Source organism: Vibrio gigantis, from assembly GCF_024347515.1.
Lineage (GTDB): Bacteria > Pseudomonadota > Gammaproteobacteria > Enterobacterales > Vibrionaceae > Vibrio > Vibrio gigantis.
Window position 1 is genome coordinate 2855746 of sequence record NZ_AP025492.1, and the last position, 19543, is coordinate 2875288.

At 42.0% G+C, this 19543-nt stretch carries 20 protein-coding genes; 4 read left to right on the forward strand and 16 right to left on the reverse strand.

Annotated elements, in window-relative coordinates:
- Positions 1-7: 7 nt before the first annotated feature.
- From OCV56_RS12640 to OCV56_RS12705, 14 genes are all read right to left on the reverse strand, one after another.
- On the reverse strand, positions 8-1012 hold the full coding sequence (locus tag OCV56_RS12640) for a tetratricopeptide repeat protein (RefSeq protein WP_086715321.1): 1005 nt from the start codon (positions 1010-1012) through the stop codon (positions 8-10).
- Positions 1009-1980: a type II secretion system F family protein gene (locus tag OCV56_RS12645; protein ID WP_086715323.1), complete on the reverse strand. Its 972-nt coding sequence runs from the start codon at positions 1978-1980 to the stop codon at positions 1009-1011. Before OCV56_RS12645 ends, OCV56_RS12640 begins: the two co-directional genes overlap by 4 nt.
- Before the next feature lie 3 nt (positions 1981-1983).
- Positions 1984-2949 carry a type II secretion system F family protein gene (locus OCV56_RS12650; RefSeq protein ID WP_086715327.1) on the reverse strand — a complete coding sequence of 322 codons (966 nt, stop codon included), beginning with the start codon at positions 2947-2949 and terminating at the stop codon, positions 1984-1986.
- A 9-nt stretch (positions 2950-2958) separates the two neighbouring features.
- Positions 2959-4410, reverse strand: coding sequence for a CpaF family protein (locus OCV56_RS12655; protein ID WP_086715329.1), 1452 nt, complete (start codon positions 4408-4410; stop codon positions 2959-2961).
- 33 nt (positions 4411-4443) lie between these two features.
- Positions 4444-5664 carry an AAA family ATPase gene (locus tag OCV56_RS12660; protein ID WP_086715331.1) on the reverse strand — a complete coding sequence of 407 codons (1221 nt, stop codon included), beginning with the start codon at positions 5662-5664 and terminating at the stop codon, positions 4444-4446.
- Between the two features lie 24 nt (positions 5665-5688).
- Positions 5689-6186, reverse strand: a complete 498-nt coding sequence (locus tag OCV56_RS12665; protein WP_086715334.1) for a TadE/TadG family type IV pilus assembly protein — start codon at positions 6184-6186, stop codon at positions 5689-5691.
- Positions 6186-6614, reverse strand: coding sequence for a TadE/TadG family type IV pilus assembly protein (locus OCV56_RS12670; protein WP_048615566.1), 429 nt, complete (start codon positions 6612-6614; stop codon positions 6186-6188). Before OCV56_RS12670 ends, OCV56_RS12665 begins: the two co-directional genes overlap by 1 nt.
- 2 nt (positions 6615-6616) lie before the next feature.
- The gene (locus OCV56_RS12675) at positions 6617-7882 is read right to left on the reverse strand and encodes a TadE/TadG family type IV pilus assembly protein (protein WP_086715336.1); all 1266 of its coding nucleotides are present in this window, start codon (positions 7880-7882) and stop codon (positions 6617-6619) included.
- 16 nt (positions 7883-7898) lie between these two features.
- Positions 7899-8168, reverse strand: a complete 270-nt coding sequence (locus OCV56_RS12680) for a hypothetical protein (protein WP_086715338.1) — start codon at positions 8166-8168, stop codon at positions 7899-7901.
- Positions 8158-9612: a type II and III secretion system protein family protein gene (locus tag OCV56_RS12685; protein WP_086715339.1), complete on the reverse strand. Its 1455-nt coding sequence runs from the start codon at positions 9610-9612 to the stop codon at positions 8158-8160. The genes OCV56_RS12680 and OCV56_RS12685 overlap by 11 nt, the downstream gene beginning before the upstream one ends.
- An 8-nt stretch (positions 9613-9620) precedes the next feature.
- Positions 9621-10370: a Flp pilus assembly protein CpaB gene (gene cpaB, locus OCV56_RS12690; RefSeq protein WP_086715342.1), complete on the reverse strand. Its 750-nt coding sequence runs from the start codon at positions 10368-10370 to the stop codon at positions 9621-9623.
- Positions 10363-11712, reverse strand: coding sequence for a P-loop NTPase family protein (locus OCV56_RS12695; protein ID WP_086715344.1), 1350 nt, complete (start codon positions 11710-11712; stop codon positions 10363-10365). Before OCV56_RS12695 ends, cpaB begins: the two co-directional genes overlap by 8 nt.
- Positions 11713-11749: 37 nt before the next feature.
- Positions 11750-12280: an A24 family peptidase gene (locus OCV56_RS12700; RefSeq protein WP_086715347.1), complete on the reverse strand. Its 531-nt coding sequence runs from the start codon at positions 12278-12280 to the stop codon at positions 11750-11752.
- 157 nt (positions 12281-12437) lie between these two features.
- On the reverse strand, positions 12438-12608 hold the full coding sequence (locus tag OCV56_RS12705) for a Flp family type IVb pilin (RefSeq protein ID WP_086715348.1): 171 nt from the start codon (positions 12606-12608) through the stop codon (positions 12438-12440).
- A 194-nt stretch (positions 12609-12802) separates the two neighbouring features.
- Here OCV56_RS12705 and OCV56_RS12710 point away from each other — a divergent pair, with 194 nt between their 5' ends.
- Together OCV56_RS12710 and OCV56_RS12715 are read left to right on the forward strand one after the other, a co-directional pair.
- Entirely contained in the window at positions 12803-13546 is a 744-nt protein-coding gene (locus OCV56_RS12710; protein ID WP_086715350.1) for a helix-turn-helix domain-containing protein, read from the forward strand.
- 93 nt (positions 13547-13639) lie between these two features.
- Positions 13640-15328, forward strand: a complete 1689-nt coding sequence (locus tag OCV56_RS12715) for an AMP-binding protein (protein ID WP_086715352.1) — start codon at positions 13640-13642, stop codon at positions 15326-15328.
- A gap of 125 nt (positions 15329-15453) precedes the next feature.
- Here the strand turns inward: OCV56_RS12715 and OCV56_RS12720 are convergent, their stop codons facing one another.
- Positions 15454-15660 (reverse strand): DUF1127 domain-containing protein, encoded by a 207-nt coding sequence (locus OCV56_RS12720; RefSeq protein WP_086715356.1) that lies wholly within the window; start codon positions 15658-15660, stop codon positions 15454-15456.
- A gap of 103 nt (positions 15661-15763) precedes the next feature.
- Between OCV56_RS12720 and OCV56_RS12725 the strand changes: the two genes are divergently transcribed.
- Both OCV56_RS12725 and OCV56_RS12730 read left to right on the forward strand, forming a co-directional pair.
- Entirely contained in the window at positions 15764-16714 is a 951-nt protein-coding gene (locus OCV56_RS12725) for a LysR substrate-binding domain-containing protein (RefSeq protein ID WP_086715358.1), read from the forward strand.
- A 45-nt stretch (positions 16715-16759) separates the two neighbouring features.
- On the forward strand, positions 16760-16972 hold the full coding sequence (locus OCV56_RS12730; protein ID WP_017106559.1) for a VF530 family protein: 213 nt from the start codon (positions 16760-16762) through the stop codon (positions 16970-16972).
- Between the two features lie 261 nt (positions 16973-17233).
- Here the strand turns inward: OCV56_RS12730 and fusA are convergent, their stop codons facing one another.
- Positions 17234-19321 carry an elongation factor G gene (gene fusA / locus OCV56_RS12735; RefSeq protein ID WP_017629642.1) on the reverse strand — a complete coding sequence of 696 codons (2088 nt, stop codon included), beginning with the start codon at positions 19319-19321 and terminating at the stop codon, positions 17234-17236.
- Positions 19322-19543: the final 222 nt, after the last annotated feature.

Genomic DNA, 19543 nt, shown 5'->3' on the forward strand with positions numbered 1-19543 from the left:
TAACTCACTATTGTTCCATCTCTCTCACTTCCGCTAGTGCTCTGTTTAAGTTTTCATTTGCTACTTTGTAATAAGATGATTTTTTATCAATAGCTTGCTGTAAATATGGAACCGCCTGATCAGGTTTTCCTTGTAAGATCAGGAAGTAGCCAACATTATTCAACGCTTCCGGGGTGTCCATGTGCCTCATGAACACGTTGGTTGCTTTCTTAATATCACCAGAGGCTAAATAAATAAGCGCCAGATTATTCTGAGCTTTTTCATTATTAGGATCTAACTCTAAGGCTGAACGCGTGTATTGATACGCTTCCTTGTAGTTACCATACATGTAGTGGGAGTAGCCCATATTCAACAAAGCTTTGACTGAGCTTTTATCTATCGTCAGTGACTTTTTGAAGTACTCTTGTGCGATCTGGTGCTTTCCGTCAACATCTTCCAGTACACCAATTCCCATATAAGCTAATGCTGGAGACATGCTGTCGACCTTCAAACTGGCCACTTCACTTTGATTCAATGCTTGATAGTTTTTAATCGTCTCACTACTTTTTAAACGAACTTGGTCTGCATTAATCGCTTTAAAGAAATAGCTTCGACCTTCATCTGTACGACGCTGCTTGGTATACAAGACTCCTAACTGCTCCAATACTTCAGTGTGGGCTGGATTAAAATCTAGCGCTGCTAGGTAAGCTTTCTCGGCCAGCGCATAGTTGCCGCGAGACGAATGTATTTGGCCAATAGTGAACAAAGTTTTATCGTGAAATTCTTTTTCAGGGAAGGACAAAGAGCGTATATATTCATATAAGGCCAAGTCTATATTATTGTCTCGCAGAGCAATATCACCGCGCATTATTGCTTCTTTCTCATTAAGAGGAGGATCATCGCTAGTTAAAGTATCTATGGGTTTACCGGAATACAATTCTGCATCAAATTGATTAGTCGGCTCATCGGAAGAAGCACAACCAAATAGCAAGGCTGGCAATAGTAGTAGAAGAAACTTATTGAATAAAATCATAAACTTGCTCCCGGCGCAGTTAATGCGTCCATTACGATCAAAAGTCCAGGGCCAAGTGCGACAATAAAAAAGCAAGGCCAAATAAATATCAACATCGGGAATAACATTTTAGTCGGTATTTTCGCCGCAATTTCTTCAGCGGCTTGCTGACGTTTATCTCTAAAGTCTTCAGTATAATCACGAAGTGTTTGCGCTAAGCTTCCTCCCATTCTCGATGCATGGGAAAGCAAAGAAACCAAGCCTTCTAATTCGACCAAACCAGTTCGCTCAATAAGCTGCCTAAGCGCATCTGGCATAGTGACACCGGCTTGGATTTTGGCAAACACAGTCTCTAGTTCATCAGCAAGCTCAGGCTGAGAGACATAAAGTTCAGATGCTACGCGCCCAAGGGCGGCATTAAAACCAAGCCCTGACTCAGTACACACCACGAGAAGATCGAGTGCATCTGGAACACCATTTCTAATTTTTTTCTGGCGCTCTTTTTGTAACTTACTCAAGATAATATTTGGCGTGAATGTTCCTAGAAAAACACAGGTCATGATGAGTAAATTATTGTAGTCTCCACCCAACGCTATGTAATAAACCATAAAAGCAGCGACAATACCGACCAAGCTAGACAAGACCTTCAACGCATAGAAAACCGATAATGCACTCTTCTCATGGAATCCTGCGTGCATCAATTTTTCTGAGTAAGTTTCATTATCCCTTTTATTGCCTTTACTAATAAAAGGGCTTAATGACTCTAAAGTATTAGAGAAATTATAGGGTTTTCGGCCACCAGCACTTCCCTCTTCAGATATCTGTCTTAACTTCTTATCTAAAGGAGAGCGAGCACCTAAAAACAAGAACCCAAGGGTCAATGTTAGTAAGACAGTAGTCAGCAAAATCATTGCATAGATAACGACCTGAGAGCTAACTCCAAACTCTTCTAACATCTGCTTCCAGACTTCAATATTTAGTAGTTCCATAAGTTAAATCTCTATGCTGATGATCTTTTTAATCCACAAGGCTCCGATAGCCAAAAGAACAATACCGACACTCACCATCGATAAACCACGCGGATCTTTATAGAGTGGTTCAATGTATTCCGGACTGGCCACCCTCAGGGCAAAAAACAAACCAAAAGGCGATAACGTTAAGATCCATGCAGACATCCTACTTTCAGCAGAAAGTGTTTTCACTTTCCTTTCAAGCTTAAAACGAGCTCTGAGTACTTCAGATACCTTTTGCAGGTTCTCCGATAAATTCCCCCCGGTCTCTTTTTGCAACATCACAGCACTAGAAAAGGCCAACATTGAGACTGTGGGTACTCGTTCTGCCATCTGTAAAATAGCCAAACGTAAGTCATAACCATAGTTAAGTAGGTTATAGGTATTTTTAAATTCAGCGCCGATGGGCTCAGGAAGCTCTTCACCCACTTCATTGAATGATTGAACGAGGGGTTGCCCAGCTTGCAATGCTCGTCGAATAATATCTAAAGCTTCAGGGAGTTGTTCTTCAAATCGAGCCATTCGATAGGTCACTCGATTTTGCACATACAGATAAGATATAACCCACACAGAAAGGAATGCCGCTACGCTAATAAACCATTCTTGATTAGTCATTATTGATACAAATGTGAGCAAAACACCACAAAGAGAAATGATGAGTAAGAAGCGGCTTAATGCTAATTTGAAGCCAGCCAGCTCCAGCATTTTTTTCAAGCCAGCAAAATATGGTATGACGATTAACTTACGGTCTATAGGAGATAAATCTTTGTTATAGTGCTCTTTTAATAAAGACAGACTCTCTTCATCGATATTACGTTGTGTCTCTTTCAAGCGTCGAGATAACTCTTTATGTTTCGCTTTTTTCCCCGCGGCAGGTAATAGCAAAGCTTGAGAGATAAAAAGCACAGCGATGAATAATAGGCCTAATGAAACGCTTACATTGTCCATAACCTCTCCTTAACCGTGAGTCTCAGTAAAGAGCTCGAAAGGCAGGTCGAGTCCACGTTTGACTAACTGATCATGATATTGAGGTACTACCCCCGTAGCAGTGAAATAGCCGATAATATTGCCGTCTTCATCGATACCTTTACGCTGAAAACGGAAGATCTCCGACATCGTAATCACCTCGCCTTCCATGCCGTTGATCTCTTGAATGCTCACCATGCGGCGCTTACCATCCTCTTGTCGCTCCATTTGAACAACAAGGTGGATCGCTGAGGCAATTTGAGCACGTAAGTTTTTGGTTGAGATGTTCCATCCAGCCATGGAAAACATATTTTCGACGCGGCTTAAGGCATCACGAGGCGTATTTGCGTGGATAGTTGCAAGAGATCCATCGTGACCGGTATTCATTGCAGCTAACATATCAACAGCTTCGCTACCACGCACCTCCCCAACCACGATTCGATCAGGTCGCATACGTAAGGTGTTTTTGACCAATTCTCGCTGACTGATTTCCCCCTTCCCTTCTAGATTGGCAGGTCGGGTTTCTAACCGAATTACATGAGGTTGTTGAAGTTGTAATTCCGCCGAGTCTTCTATGGTAATAATTCTCTGATCTCGAGGGATAAAACCGGAGAAGATGTTTAATGTAGTGGTTTTTCCTGAACCTGTACCACCTGAAATCAAGATATTGAGTTCGCCTTTAACAGCAGCTTCAACAAATTTAGCCATTTGAGGCGAAACTGAATTGTAGTCAATCAAGTTATCCATCGTTAAACGATCAACAGCAAAACGACGGATAGAAACAGAAGGACCATCAAGCGCAAGAGGAGGGATGATTGCGTTTACACGAGATCCATCAACTAGACGGGCATCTACCATAGGTGACGCTTCATCTATGCGGCGGCCAACCTGACTGACAATACGGTCGATAATATTTCTTAGATGGCGGTCATCAAGAAAAGTATAGGGCGTTTTCTCGAGTTTACCTCTTCGCTCAACGTAAACACTTTTAGGGCCGTTGACCAATATATCTGACACGGTTTGATCGGCTAATAGGGGCTCTAACGGACCAAGACCAAAAACCTCATCTTCTATCTGCTTGATAACTCGTTTACGACCTTCTGCGCTCAGAGCATGGCTACCATCTTCAGCCATTAGTTGTACGATCGCTTCGTGCAAATCTAACTTCGCACGCTCTTTCTCCAAGCTCGAAAGTAATCCTAAGTCCAATGTTTCAAGCAGCTGCTTGTGAAAGAAGTGTTTGATTGATAGTTCCTGCTCTAAAACCTTTCGAGCTTCATCAATCGCCTTTTCCTTCTCTACATTTGCTTCTGCATTTCGAGTGTGGCTAGACGTTTCAACACTTGATAAAGGTTCAACAGGATTGGCATCGTCTGAATCATGCGAAATCTGTTCGACTCTTTTTTCAAACTCTGGATTTATATTTTTACGTTTAAAGAACATCACAATCCCTCGTGTTTACTTTTCATCAACCCATTACGAAAACAACTTTTTCAGCCACCCTTTTTCTTCATGCTCTGGAGGCGCAATAACATGAGATAAATCGATAATAGAGCGAGTAATAGAGCTTTTCTTTCTCGACTGAACTAACGGCTGCCCCAAGTTGGCACTCTCTAGTGCAACTTTAAAATCATTAGGCATAAGGTGTATATTGTGATTACCTACCGCCTGCTCAATATCTTTTAGTTTAATCGAATGGCGCTTTTCATAACGGTTAAGCACGACCTCTATTGAGTCACTTTGTAAGCCATACTCGAATTTTAAAGACTTAATTAATCGACTTGTGTTTTTGACTGACACTAAGCTCTGTTGTACAACCAAAAGCACTTTGGTTGCTGGTGATATCGCAGATGCAAATACATGGTCTAATCCCCTAGAGAGGTCAATAATCACGTATGGGTAAAAGCGACGTAATATCGGAAGCAACCTACCAATTTTCTGCGCTTGTTCAAAATCATCAGCGTTGTTTTCATGTTTAAAGCTTAGAACATGGAGACCAGATTCGTGTTTATTTACTAAAGATCCCAAAGATATTTCATCAAGGTCATTCGAACTATTGATTGCATCAGAAACGCTATAAGTAGGTACTATGTTCAAGTAGTCTGGAATCACACCAAACTGAAGGTCGATATCAAGTAAAAGTACTTCGTTAGGATGTTGACTGGCCATCTCTATGGCAGTATTCAACGCCAAGGTCGTTGCCCCCATCCCTCCTTTGGTATTCAAAAACAAAATAAACTCACCATAATTCGAGTTCTCAAGTTTTTCGGAAGCCGTTTTCTTAAGTAGAGGGAGTAAGTCAGTGATAGTGACATTGTGAGACAAGAAGTCTGAAGCTCCTAAGCGAAGCGCGATTTTTAATGACCCGTTATCACTTTCATCTCCAAGCACAACTAAAGATAAATCCATATCCTCTAGCGATAAATCATATCCCTGGAGTTCAACCATTTTTTGAGCCCAGTTCCCATTAGCTTCAACAAAGATAAGCTCAGGAACGTCCGTACTTTTTAGGTACTCCTCGCTCATGGCTGCGAGAGAAAATGACGTCACGTGCACATTTCGGCATTTCTTTAACTCATGACTCATATGTGAAAGAAAACCTTCTGAGCTATAGATCAGCCAAACCTTTAGATTTGTTTTTAAACGCGGCATACCCTTATCACTTTCATTAGGCGTTATTTTAATCGCTTCCCCCATACATCAACTCCTGTATTAAGTGCCTTATGGGCACCGATTCCATATGTTAGTGCCAGTATCAGTTTCAGGCCTCACCACCCCTAAGCTTTCAGCCGGTAATATTGTTTCAAACGCAGGGGCGGCTAGAAATCCACTATTTCCTAAAAAGCTTAGGTTACTGATTAACTGAATGCCATAACCCGTAGCCCTAGCACGCACAAACTTAATATCACCAAAGTTCGCTTCAAAATCAGAAGTTATCTCTCCTCCGCTCGCGTCTAAGTAAGCCACTTCTAAGTTCGCATTAGTAAACCCAAGAAGAGGAATATCATTTACCACCATTGTGGCAATATTATCTCTATCAAGGACATAGCATACCGTGGCCAATCTAGCCGCTTTCCTAGTCGCTTCACTGACCATTTGCAACGAAAATATATAGGCACCCAACGCTAAAATGAGGAAGAGCAGTAAAAAAATTAATGATGAGACCAAAGTGAACTCAATAATGGCAAGCCCTTTGTTTCGTCTTTTAAGCCTTTTCATCACAGTACCCTCATCACTGAAGTCACACTTAATGGAATAGAAAAACTGGTGGCGGATAAAGGAATAGACAAAAACAACGGCACATAGTCATACGTCACGCTGACTCGTACATAGCTGTCAATAGAGGGTGGTGTTACCGTTACATCTGATGTCGTCAATGTAGATAGTACTGCCGTCCCCACGCTGCTCTGACCGTAAACCACCACATTTTGAATCTCCAACGTTGGTGCAATAGTGCCACCTTTGGTATCGTAAACCTCACTAACAGCATATCGTGCGCCATTTTGTACAGATTTAGAGATAACATTGTAGTGAATCAGAACATTGCCAAGCTCGATCACCAAACCCAAAAAAAACAGTAACACGGGGGTCGCAATGACCATCTCTACAGCAGCAAAACCACGTTGATGTTTATTAGATAGTGTCATAATTACGACTCCCCGCTATCAGGATCCTTATACAAAACAATCCTGTAAGCCCCTTCGGTTGTCGACTGATTACTACCAGAGCCACCAGTGACACTGCAAGAATGTATAAACTCACCAAAAACGGCTGGTGTACCTGCGTTACTGGTAGGTGCTTTTTGCAGCAAGAAAAAGCAGCCAATTTTATTCACTGTAAAGTCGGTAGAACCGCCACTTTTACCCGAGCAGTCCACCATAGGTATAGGTAAAATACGACGCCAAGCAACACCATTAGATGCGCACCCAGAACCGCCACTTGCTATACAGGCATTGGTATCTAACTTATATTGAGCGTAATCGTAGCTATCATCGAAAGTGATCTCTCCGGTATTAGCATCAATCGTAATTTCATTGGTAGGTTCCGTGGTCACATAATCTGAAGGGTAATCAGACGCCGATAATCCACCACCATAATCACCGAAACGAGTATTCAAACCATCGCCTGTAGGGCCAACCGTACCACCAGGTTTGGTTGTTACATCTTCGCCAATTTTAACTGGCTGATCATAACTCCCCCCTAAGCCTTCTTTAATTGTTTTACCACCGGAGCCGAAATCCAATAAGTGATAATTACCATTGCCCATTTCAGATAAGCTACTATCGCCTACCTTCAAAGCATGAACAGTCCCTACCTCATAACCAAACACACTGGTTATCTCTTCACCCGTAACGTCATGGTAGCCATCTTCTGGATCAATATCGTTATCTGAAGTGCCATCACCAATACACACCCCAATGGGAACAATATTGTTATAGGCCAGACCTGAACTCGGGCCAGCAACAGCACTTGCCGATACCACTTTTTCAAGACCAAATAGGTGGATGAAAAATTCATCCATCTCTAATGCATCCACGCGAACACGCACATAAATATCATCATTTGCACCGAAAGTGGCGCTACCAGTAAAGTCCTGCGGATCATTCGAATAATCAATACTTATAGAAGCGGTAGAGAAATCAATTTCTTGATTCCCAGTCGAGGCCGCCATAGCATTGAGTGCCGTACCGACTTCTGCGTCGACAGCATCTTTATCTTTACTGTTATCTAAAATAGTGGCTGCAGCCAACGCAGCAGAATCTACTGCATTTTGTAAGCGTGTTTTATTAACAACCATATGGTTTATGTCTACAGCTAACGCTGAGACAGCTAAGAAAACTAACAAAGCAGCAGTAATCATGACTGCGACTAAGCCTTGCTGTTTTTTCGGGCTTTGTGATACTCGATACAACATATGAGTACCTCCAGATTTAATTAAACTCTTCTAAGATCTGGCTACTACTTCCGGACAGGTCGTTTTCACCTCTCCCTACATATCTGTCGTAACCGGTCTGCATCCGCTCCCCCGTACCATCAGGTACTTCAAGTAAATTCTCTTGGGTCGCATTAGGGTTATACGTTTGTTCTGCTTTCACTAGTGCTACTGAGTGCCCTAAACGAGCATCATTTGCACAGCCAACTAACACCATCACGAGAAAGACCATCATTATTCTAATCATATCTATCTCCTTATAAGTCATGCCCAAATGAGCCTTCGCTACCACCATCTGTCGGTGGTATATCCTGTGAAGCTTGAGATTGTTCTGAACCCGATTCAGACGGTTCAGCTATATAAGCGCTTCGCCCTAGCAAGTAATATTCTAAGTCATTCGGATCAACAAAAGCGTCGGTTGGCAAGGTCACTTTACTTCGGTCGATAGGCTTAGCGAGTCGAGGGGTAACAAGAATGACAAGCTCAGTTTCTCCAGACACATACTCTTGACTATTAAAGAGCTGGCCTAAGATAGGAACGTCACCAATACCCGGCATTTTGTTACTGATATCCCTGACATTCTCACTGAGTAAACCAGCAATACCTATCGTTTGTCCGTCGGCTAATTCAAGCGTTGACGATGCACTACGTCTAGTAATTGGAGGGATAAAATAGGTCGCATTTGTGGTTCCTGGGTCTATCGTTAGCGAGCTGCTGTTGGCAATTTCACTGACGTCTACGGCCAAATTTAGATTGATCTTTTTATCACTAAGAACCGTTGGGATAAACTTCAACCCCACACCATATTCTTTATATTCAATCGTAATGCCATCTTCATCAGGGACTGGAATTGGGAATTCACCACCAGCTAAAAACTCTGCCTTCGAACCACTTAACGCAGTTAAGTTGGGTTCAGCCAGCACTTTTGCGACACCGTTTTGCTTAGCTACATCCAAAGCGAAGGTAAATAGAGTATTACTGTCAATAAATGATCCTAAAATGCCGTAATCTGTAGAAGTTGGGATCTCAAAAATTGGCGTTGCTCCTAACACTCCCGCTGGTACTGAAGACGCTCCCCAAGAAAAATTCGACCCACTGGTTTGGAAGAAATGAAAATTAGCGTCAAACTTTCTGACTAAGCTTCGTTGAACCTCGGCAACCGTCACCTCTAACATGACTTGTTGAGCACCGCCAATTGACATCAAATTAATAACACCTGTCTCTGTAGCTTGCTCACTACCACTTGCATTTGACTTGTCAACGGTTTTCCCAGATGAATATGTCTCTGCGATGCGCATCGCCACATTCATTTGTTGTTGATTGCTCACCTGGCCGCTCAATAATAAACGGTTCTGTGCGCTGTGGACTTCGATAGTTTCGTCAGGAAGGAACTCATATAACTTCGCCTTTAAACTATTAAGATCATGAGTCACTTCAATGTTGATTGATTCAATCAACTGACCTCTTGAATCCCATGCCATTAGATTGGTCGCACCTAATTTATTACCAATCAAGAACAGCTCGTTGGACTTAAGCATCACAATATCTAGAACATCAGGATCTCCTAGTGACACCTTGCTAGCTTTACCGGATAAAACTACGTGCGTCGATTTATGATGAGGAACTGTTACGGTTTTTCCCGTTTGTAGAGCCGCAAAGCTCAGCGTAGAAAAACAAACTAGGCTCAAAATACACGTTATTATTGTTTTCATATCTCACCTCAATCCTTGACGCGAACGCTGGATGCTTGAGTACCTTTGATAATTGTTACACTCGGTCTAGGTACGTATCGACGAACAACTTTCTCCTCAACTTCATGAGGGTTTCTCAATGTAAGCTGAATACTGCCTTTACTCTTTGCTGTCAGTAACTTCTCAGCATCTTTAGGGGATACTTCTAACGTTACAGCACGCACAATAATAGGGCTGTTTTCTTTCGTTTTTGCGGTTTGGTCGACCGCCAGTACTTTAATGTCTTTGAGTACAGTCCGAGTTGAAGCTGAATTCTTTCCATAAGAAACGGTATTAAGGATATCTACTTTATTACCCGGTAATAAGAAACCCGCTACACCAATGACATCATCAACACGTATAGTTACCGCACGCTTATTTTCAGGAATTAACGCCGCTAACGTTGAGCCCTCTCCAGGGGCGGTAAAGCGCATTTTATGAAGCACTTCTCCGGCATAGACAGTGTTAGCAACCACTTTGCCAACCAGTTCAGATACATCGGAATAGTTATTTTCATTAATCCAATCAACTTCCATAAGTTTGGTGGTTAAGAACTGGTCTTCAATGATGGTTCCAGCTTCAATTTCTTGTGATGCCACCACTACCGGATGACGCTCCACAGTCTCGACTTCAACTGTTGGTTGAACTTGATCATCCATCCACTGCTTAGCAAAAAATACGGCCGCTAAGCCAAATACTACGGACAGTAAAAACAGTAGGAAAACTTGACTCTTATTCATTATTCTCTTCCTCGTGTCCATCAGAGGTAAAATAAACTTCCCATGCCATGGAAAGAATATCGAATGTGATAACAGGTGGTAGCTGCTCAAACGAAAGAATATCTTTGCTTATACCAACGAGATCTTTCGGTAAACATGGGAAAAGTGGCACCTTAAGCAGCGTGTGCATTTGAGACAAACGCTCAAAGAAGCCGTCTTGAAGCTCTACTTCTCTATCAGCAGCGACGCTCATCCATAAAGCTTCATAGTCTCGCTGGTTAAGTGGCTTGAATTCAATTTTGTACCCTAAGCGACGTAAAAATGCAGGGTCGCTTATTTTCTTAGGATTTAGATTGGTAGAGAAGGCAAGCGTTAATACAAATGGCATCGTTATCTGCTGACCATTAGGCAGCGACAAATAGTCGAATGAGTACTCCATCGGTACAATCCAACGATTAAGAAGCGCATCCACAGGCATGGGCTGACGACCAAGGTCATCAATGATAAAGATCCCGTTGTTTGCCATCATCTGTACCGGTGCTAACCAGACTCGACTATTTTCTGAATGATTGACTTCAAGCATATCCATGGTCAATTCTCCCCCTACCTGGATATTTGGCCTTTCACAATTAAGCCATCGCTTGTCGTACTGGTCTTTGAGGGAAATACTTTGATCGCTGCCGTTATTGTCCAACGGTTTATGATGTTGTGCCGAGAACACCTTGATAATGTTACCTAGTGCATAGACTGCATAAGGAATAAATACAGAGGTGTGCAGAGCATTCACAATACGGCTCGCGACGAATGTTTTACCCGTCCCGGCATGCCCATATAGCAATAAAGCACGTCCCGAATTGATTGCAGGCCCCAACACTGAAATCATTTTATCGACACCATATACATCACTCAGTGCCGCTTCGACATGTGGTCGAGTTACTAGCTCCGCTCTCAAGTCTTGTTGTTTTACCACCTCACTATATTGAGTAAGTGAAACAGGTGCAGGACCTAAATAAGCATCACGTTTAAAAGCAAGATCAGCTTCTTCAAGTCCTTTCTCAGAAAGGGAGTAACGGACATGACTATGGGACACTGATGAGAGAGAAAGATCTGAGGTAGGTTGAAATACCTCAATTAACGACTTTTTCCTTAAAACGGCCAGAGCACTTTCCACAATATGGGTAACAACACATAAATAGTTAGAGAGTTCTAAAACATCCGATTTAGGATAAGCCGACAAGTGCTTAAGTACGAGGTTTTCAATAACAACTTCAGGAACACCCAACATATCAAGAGATGTAGGAACGATTGGAGCCGAAATTTGAGGTTTCAAAGTTGTTGGAGCTGTTCGCCCTATAATATCCATATATTATCCCTCTCCACAAAGCTAACCAACAACAGGTTTAAGTAAAGTAGCTATACATCGCTAATCCCACAACAACAGAGGGTGCAAAAGGCATCGTCACTTTATTTGAGTATCTAGCGTGCAAACTAACACTTTCATCTAAAACCGGTGCTACTCCACCGAACACAATTAGCTTATTTTGAAAATAGCCTTTGATAGTAAGACTGTTCGAGTTGGAAAAGTTATATAGTAGGTAGAAAGTCCCAATAACCCCAGAAGAAAGTAATATAAAGTATGAAGCATCAAGTAATTGACCCCACCCAAGATACATTCCTACTATGCCTAATAGCTTTACATCTCCTGCAGACATAGCTCTTACAAAATATAAGAGTAATCCAAAACAAAAAAACACTACGAATCCAACTAAGGACATTAAAAAAACATCAAATTTGTAATTGCTGTTAAACATTGATAAAAAGTACACAAACAAAAACAGTATCAATATTTTGTTTGGTATACGATGCTTCTCAACATCGTATACCGAAACTGCAATTAGCAATGCCCAAAAAACTGAAGGCTCATTAATCATATATTTAATTCATACACTCGAAATAATGCTCTGGATCTTACTAAGTAAAGCTGTTGCCATCCCAGAAAAAACCAACCCTATAGCAATAACGAGTAAGGCTGCAGCGATAATGTAGGAAACCGAAGTAAGCCCTCTTTGCTGCCTCACTCCTTTCCGATCATAAACCACCAACGATCGTATTCAGTTTGGCTGCCAGAGTATTCCCTAAACCAGAAAATACAGTTGTCATACCTAATACTAATAATGCTGCACCGATTACATACTCGATTACAGTCAACCCTTCTTCATCTTTCATGAATTCTTTACAATTATTCAAAAACTTATCCATGATAACCTCTCCTTGATTTGTGTATCAGGCTTTGTTTACCTGTAAACTAAATCTAGAGGTGAGAGATATATTAGGTTAGGATTTTCTTGCCATTTACTTGCACTTTTTTGTGGTAGTTCTAATCTAATTATTACACATCGTAATTTATCTATTTTCAAACCTACATTTGAATATGAAATAGAGTTGGTATTTATATGAGAGTAGTAACACCTTTATTATCAGATAAGGACAGTAAGTTTAACGCTGTTATTATCAATAAAATTAGCCACTACTTTCCTATTGAAAACTTTGGACAAGATATATCTATAATCAGTAACTTAAATGTAAGGCTAGTGTTTTTTATATTGAATAAGCCAGATAAACTTCAACTACTTACAATGGCATTATCTATTTGCAAAAACCTAAATAAAAGAATAGTAATTATTTGCTCAGACACGCTACCTAATATCGTTCGAAATCATAAGAATATATTTTTTATTATCGAAACAAGCAGTAAACATCTGACCAGTACATTCGAAGAACTCAAGGCTAAAACGCAGCATATCTTCGAGCCTCACTTTGATCTCGACCGAGATACGAATAACAACAACCAACTGCCTGCCAAGTTGTTTACTTCAGAAGTCGTTAACTTTGTCATGGATAACATCAACAAGGAGATTAAAGAAACTGAAATCGCAGAGAAATGCCATTGCTCAACAACCTACTTTTCTAAGAAGTTTCACCTACACTTTGGAGTAAGCTTTAGAGACTTTGTGTGCGATAAACGAATCCTGTTAGCCAAAAAGTTAATCGAAGCCGACACCGACTTAAAAATAGCTGTAATTTCTTATCAATGTGGATACAAGGATGTGTCGTATTTTTCAAGAATTTTTAAGAAAAGGACTGGCGTAACCCCCGCAAGCTATAGACGAGCCTGCACAGATAACAGAAAACGCTAATTTTACTCCCTAAAAGAAAAAATCATGGTACATTTAACATGATTTTAACAAAAATAACCAAAAATAACTTAGCGAAAAACATGGAGTTAGACAATGATTCAGCCTAACGAGTTTAGCCAAGAACAAGCAACAGCTCTCCCTACACCCAATGACATGATTTTAAAATGGGCAGAAGAACGCCCAGATGAAGTCTATTTGAAGCAGATTATTAACCGCCAATTTGTCGAATTTACTTATAAAGAAGTAGCTGACAAAGCACTGAAACTGGCGTCAGCATTAGAAAAACTCGGAGCCCAGCCTGGTGATCGAGTTGCTCTCGTATCAAAAAACTGTGCAGAGTGGTTCATCTGTGATCTTGCCATGATGTTAGGAGATTTTGTCAGCGTCCCAATCTTTCCAACCGCTGGTGCAGATACCATTCAGTACTGTATTGAACACAGTGAAAGTAAAATTGTGATTGCAGGTAAGCTTGACGATCCTAAAGCCACCCAAAAAGTACTGGATGACAATCCGAGCTTAGTGAGCATTTCACTGCCATACGACAGCGCAGCGAAATGCCAACACACCTTCGAACAACTCATCGATACACATGAACCATCAACTAAGCGCCCTCAGCATCACGACGATAAGCTGATGTCACTTGTTTATACTTCGGGTACATCTGGGCTACCAAAAGGCGCAATGCTCACATACGGCTCGTTTACTTGGTCAGTTCAAAGGTTGATCGACCATATTGGAATCCAACCCGGCGATCGCCTGTTTTCTTACCTACCACTTGCTCATATTACAGAACGCGTTTACATCTTTGGTTCTTCAATTATGGGCGGTGTGGTCACCGCTTTCCCTGAGTCTTTAGACACGTTTATTGATGATGTGAAAATGCATCGCCCAACTCTGTTTATTTCAGTTCCTCGTTTATGGACGCTGTTCCAGCAGCGAATCCAAGATAAGTTACCGCAGAAAAAGCTCAACTTCTTACTTAAAATTCCGTTCATCAACAACATCATTAAGAAGAAACTTGCTGATGGTTTAGGGTTAGATCAAGCCCGCGTTCTTGGGTGTGGTTCAGCACCAGTATCACCCGCTCTACTTGCATGGTATGAAAGCGTTGGTTTACATATTACCGAAGCTTGGGGAATGACAGAGTCTTTCGCCTACAGCACACTTAACTACCCATTCAGAGCAGATAAAATTGGTACTGTTGGTAATGCAGGTCCGGGGATCGAACTCAAGATAGCGGAAGACGAAGAAATACTTGTTCGAGGCAAAGGGTTGTTCTCTGGTTACTACAAAAATGATATTGCGACTCAAGAGTCTTTTAACTCCGAAGGTTGGCTCCATACAGGAGACATCGGTGATATCGACAGCGAAGGCTACCTAACGATCCGTGGACGTAAGAAGGATACCTTCAAAACCGCGAAAGGTAAGTTTGTTGCTCCTGTACCTATCGAGAACAAACTCTTTGAATACAGTCGCGTAGAAATGATGTGTTTGATCGGTTTAGGCTTACCTGGTCCTATTTTGCTTGTCGTTCCACACGACTTCCCTAACTTTGATCGAGCCCGTTATGAGAAAACCACCAAGCGTGTTATCGAAAAAATGAACGAACAACTCGCCTCACATGAGAAGATCAAAGGTGTATTGATGATTAAGGAACCGTGGAGTATTGAGAATGGCGTGTTAACTCCTACTCTTAAGATCAAACGACATATCCTTGAGCAGAAGTACCACGAAGTCGGTCATAACTGGCCGAAAGATAAATTGGTAGTTTGGGAAGAATAATAAAAATCAAGAGGGAGCCATTATGGCTCCTTTTTTTCGTAACAAGCTCTGTTCGTCATCCCCTAAACTTACTAGGCCGTTCTATTACAACTAAGCAATGTATTATCTCTCCCTTCTCCCCAGACTCACTCCCAAAATGACTTCTTCAGCTCTTTCTCCACCTGCTCCGAAGTAATCCCGACATCTCTCAATAAATAATCGGGTAGCTCAGACAGTTGCTTTCTAGTTCTACGATTTTGAAAATACAGGCCTAATTTAGAATAGAATTTCTTACCTGATAACAATGATAAGAATGAATGATGAGTATTTGATGTCGCGGTTATCGTGTTCATAATCGTTCTCCTATTGACGCTTTGCTTTGTCATGGTCAATAATCGACCAGTAACGCAATGTAGACAAACGATAGATACTGGCACTAAGTTAAGGAAAACTAATGTGAGAGAACAAACCCCGCCATTCCAAGGAATCTATTACTTTTATACTGCGGCTGAAACAGGCAGTTTTAAGCTTGCAGCAGAAAAGCTATTTGTCACGGCTGCAGCAGTCAGCCAACAAATTCGCCAACTTGAAGAATGGTTAGGCGCAGACCTGTTTATTCGCCAACACCGAAAAGTAGTATTAACCCATGAAGGCGAAGTACTGTACCTGCAAGCGAAGAAAGGCTTTGCCCATATTCATGACGGAGTAAGACAAATCAACCAAGATCCTAATCCCACTCAGCTGTCGATCTCTACCGTGCCTTCCTTTGCTCAACATTGGCTAGTACCGAGAATTGGCGACTTTCGCGATCGTCACCCTGATCTATCCATGCTAATTGAGCCAACCAATAAGCTAGTCACATTTGAAGGTTCTAATGTCGATATCTGCGTTCGATATGGTCATGGAAATTACCCAAACATCGAATCACGCTGGTTGATGGACGAAGTGGTTTACCCGGTTTGCCACCCGATCTACCAAGAGAAGCATGGTATTTACGACATCGGCGATCTACACAAAGCTGAGCTAATTGAAGACCGCTGGCCTGATATGGATTGGAATCTATGGTTAGACGTTGTTGGAGCAAAGGCAGGACGTTCATCACTGCAATTTGATGGTTCGCATTTTGTTTTAGAGGGTGCGTTATCCGTTCAAGGTGTCGCGTTGGTCAAGCACAGCTTGGTTTATCGGTATTTGCAGGAAAAGAAGTTAGTACGGATAGGTAACATAGCCTTAAAGCCTAAGTACAATTACTTTTTGTGTGCACCTGCTGGTTATTTCCATCGAGAGAAGATAAAGCGTTTTGAAGCATGGATGCAGGGGCAGGTTGGGCTATTTGGCAATAAAGGGCGGGAGGAACTTTCTATTATCGATACAAACTACGAGCTGAAATGGTCTGATAATTCATAAAGCGAAACTGATATACTTAGCCAAAATAAATGGCGAGAACACCTCATGACACAAGAAAATAACCCACTTCACGGCATCACACTGCAAAAGCTACTGACTGAGTTGGTTGAGCATTACGGTTGGGAAGAGTTGAGTTACATGGTCAACATCAACTGTTTCAAAAAAGACCCGAGTATTAAATCTAGCCTAAAGTTTTTGCGTAAAACTGACTGGGCTCGCACTAAAGTAGAGCAGATCTACATTGATTTAAAACGCTAGTCCCTCTTCTTCCGCTCTATCTAAATCTGTCCCGTATCTATTAGGTGCGGGATCATATCATCTCACGCATCTCACGCATCTCACGCATCTCACGCATCTCACGCATCTCACGCATCTCACGCATCTCACGCATCTCACGCATCTCACGCATCTCACGCATCTCACGCATCTCACGCATCTCACGCAGTATGTTACAAGCAATAAAAAGCCCCGCAAGCTTTCACTTGCGGGGCTTTTTTAGCTAATTTAGAAAAGGGCTAATTACTTACCAGCTTCTTTTTCAGCTTTAACTTTTGCAATCACTTCGTCAGCAACGTTAGTTGGACATGGTGCGTATTGTGCGAATTCCATAGAGAATTGGCCACGACCAGAAGTGATAGTACGTAGGTGACCGATGTAGCCGAACATCTCAGAAAGAGGTACGTCAGCTTTAATACGAACACCAGTTACGCCAGCTTGTTGATCTTTGATCATGCCACGACGACGGTTAAGGTCACCGATAACATCACCAACGTGATCGTCTGGAGTGAACACGTCAACGTTCATGATAGGCTCAAGAAGTTGCGCGCCAGCTTTAGGCATAGATTGACGGAATGCACCTTTCGCTGCGATTTCAAATGCGATAGCAGATGAATCGACTGCGTGGAAGCCACCATCGAACAGTTCAACTTCAACGTCTAGAGTTGGGAAGCCAGCTAGTACGCCGTTTTCCATCATAGATGCGAAGCCTTTCTCAACTGCAGGCCAGAATTCTTTAGGAACGTTACCGCCCACAACTACAGAGTTGAACTTGAAGCCAGAACCTGCTTCGCCTGGTTTGATACGGTAATCGATCTTACCGAATTGACCAGAACCACCAGATTGCTTCTTGTGCGTGTAGCTATCTTCAATTGCTTGAGTGATAGTTTCACGGTAAGCAACTTGAGGAGCACCTACAGTTAGGTCAACGCCGTATGTACGCTTAAGGATATCTACCTTGATGTCTAGGTGAAGTTCACCCATACCTTTCAGGATAGTTTCGCCAGTCTCTTCGTCAGTCTCAACTTGGAAAGATGGATCTTCTGCAACCATTTTACCGATCGCGATACCCATTTTCTCAGAACCGCCTTTATCTTTTGGAGATACAGCGATTGAGATTACTGGAGTTGGGAATACCATTGGCTCAAGCGTTACTTGGTGCTTAGGATCACATAGAGTGTGACCAGTTTGCACGTTCTTCATACCAACGATCGCAATGATGTCACCAGCTTGTGCGCTAGTTAGTTCGTTACGGTCATCAGCTTGCATCTCAACCATACGGCCAACACGTTCTGTTTTGCCAGTGAATGAGTTAAGAATCGTGTCACCTTTGTTCAGTTTACCAGAGTAAATACGAACGAAAGTTAGAGCACCGAAGCGGTCATCCATGATTTTGAATGCAAGCGCTTTGAAAGTTTCATCTGTAGAAACGATAGCGTGTTCGCCAGTTTCTTCGCCGTTCTCATCCATTAGAGGTTGAGGATCAACTTCAGTTGGTGCTGGTAGGTAATCTACTACAGCATCAAGGATAAGTTGCATACCTTTGTTCTTGAACGCAGAACCACAGAACGTAGGGAAGAATGCGATATCACGAGTACCTTTACGGATACAACGCTTGATGTCTTCGATAGAAGGCTCTTCACCTTCCATGTAAGCTTCCATTAGGTCATCGTCTTGCTCTACAGCAGTTTCGATTAGCTCTTCACGGTATTGCTCAACGTCATCAACCATGTCCGCAGGAACATCTTTGATTTCGTAGTTTTCAGGAAGACCAGTGTCATCCCAAACGTATGCTTTACGGCTTAGTAGGTCTACAACACCAACGAATTCGTCTTCACGACCGATTGGTAGAACCATAACTAGAGGAGTAGCACCTAGAACGTTTTTAACTTGGTCAACAACGTTGTAGAAATCTGCACCCATACGGTCTAGTTTGTTAACGAAGATCAGACGAGATACTTCTGATTCGTTAGCGTAGCGCCAGTTAGTTTCTGATTGAGGTTCAACACCACCAGAACCACAGAATACACCGATACCGCCATCAAGAACTTTAAGAGAACGGTATACTTCAACTGTGAAGTCAACGTGTCCAGGAGTATCGATAACGTTTAGACGGTGATCGTTCCAAAAACAGCTTACAGCTGCTGATTGGATAGTAATACCGCGCTCAGCTTCCTGTTCCATGAAGTCAGTCGTTGATTCGCCATCATGTACTTCACCAGTCTTGTGGATTTGACCAGTTAGCTTAAGGATACGCTCAGTGGTAGTTGTTTTACCCGCATCAACGTGCGCGAAAATACCAATGTTTCTGTATTTCGATAAATCTGCCATTGTCTTACTCTGTTAATAGGATATAAAATGCGCGCAGAGTATATCACAATCTGTGAAGACTGATAGCTTTGCATGCATTTGGGACTAAAAAACTTTGCCTTTTTCTAACATATAGAAAAAGGCAATCTATAGAAACAATCTAAGTGACTGTTAAGTTTAGTGCTAACCTAAAGCGTATATAGCGCTCAAGTTAGACTGAATTTCTGCTGTATAGAGTAGCTG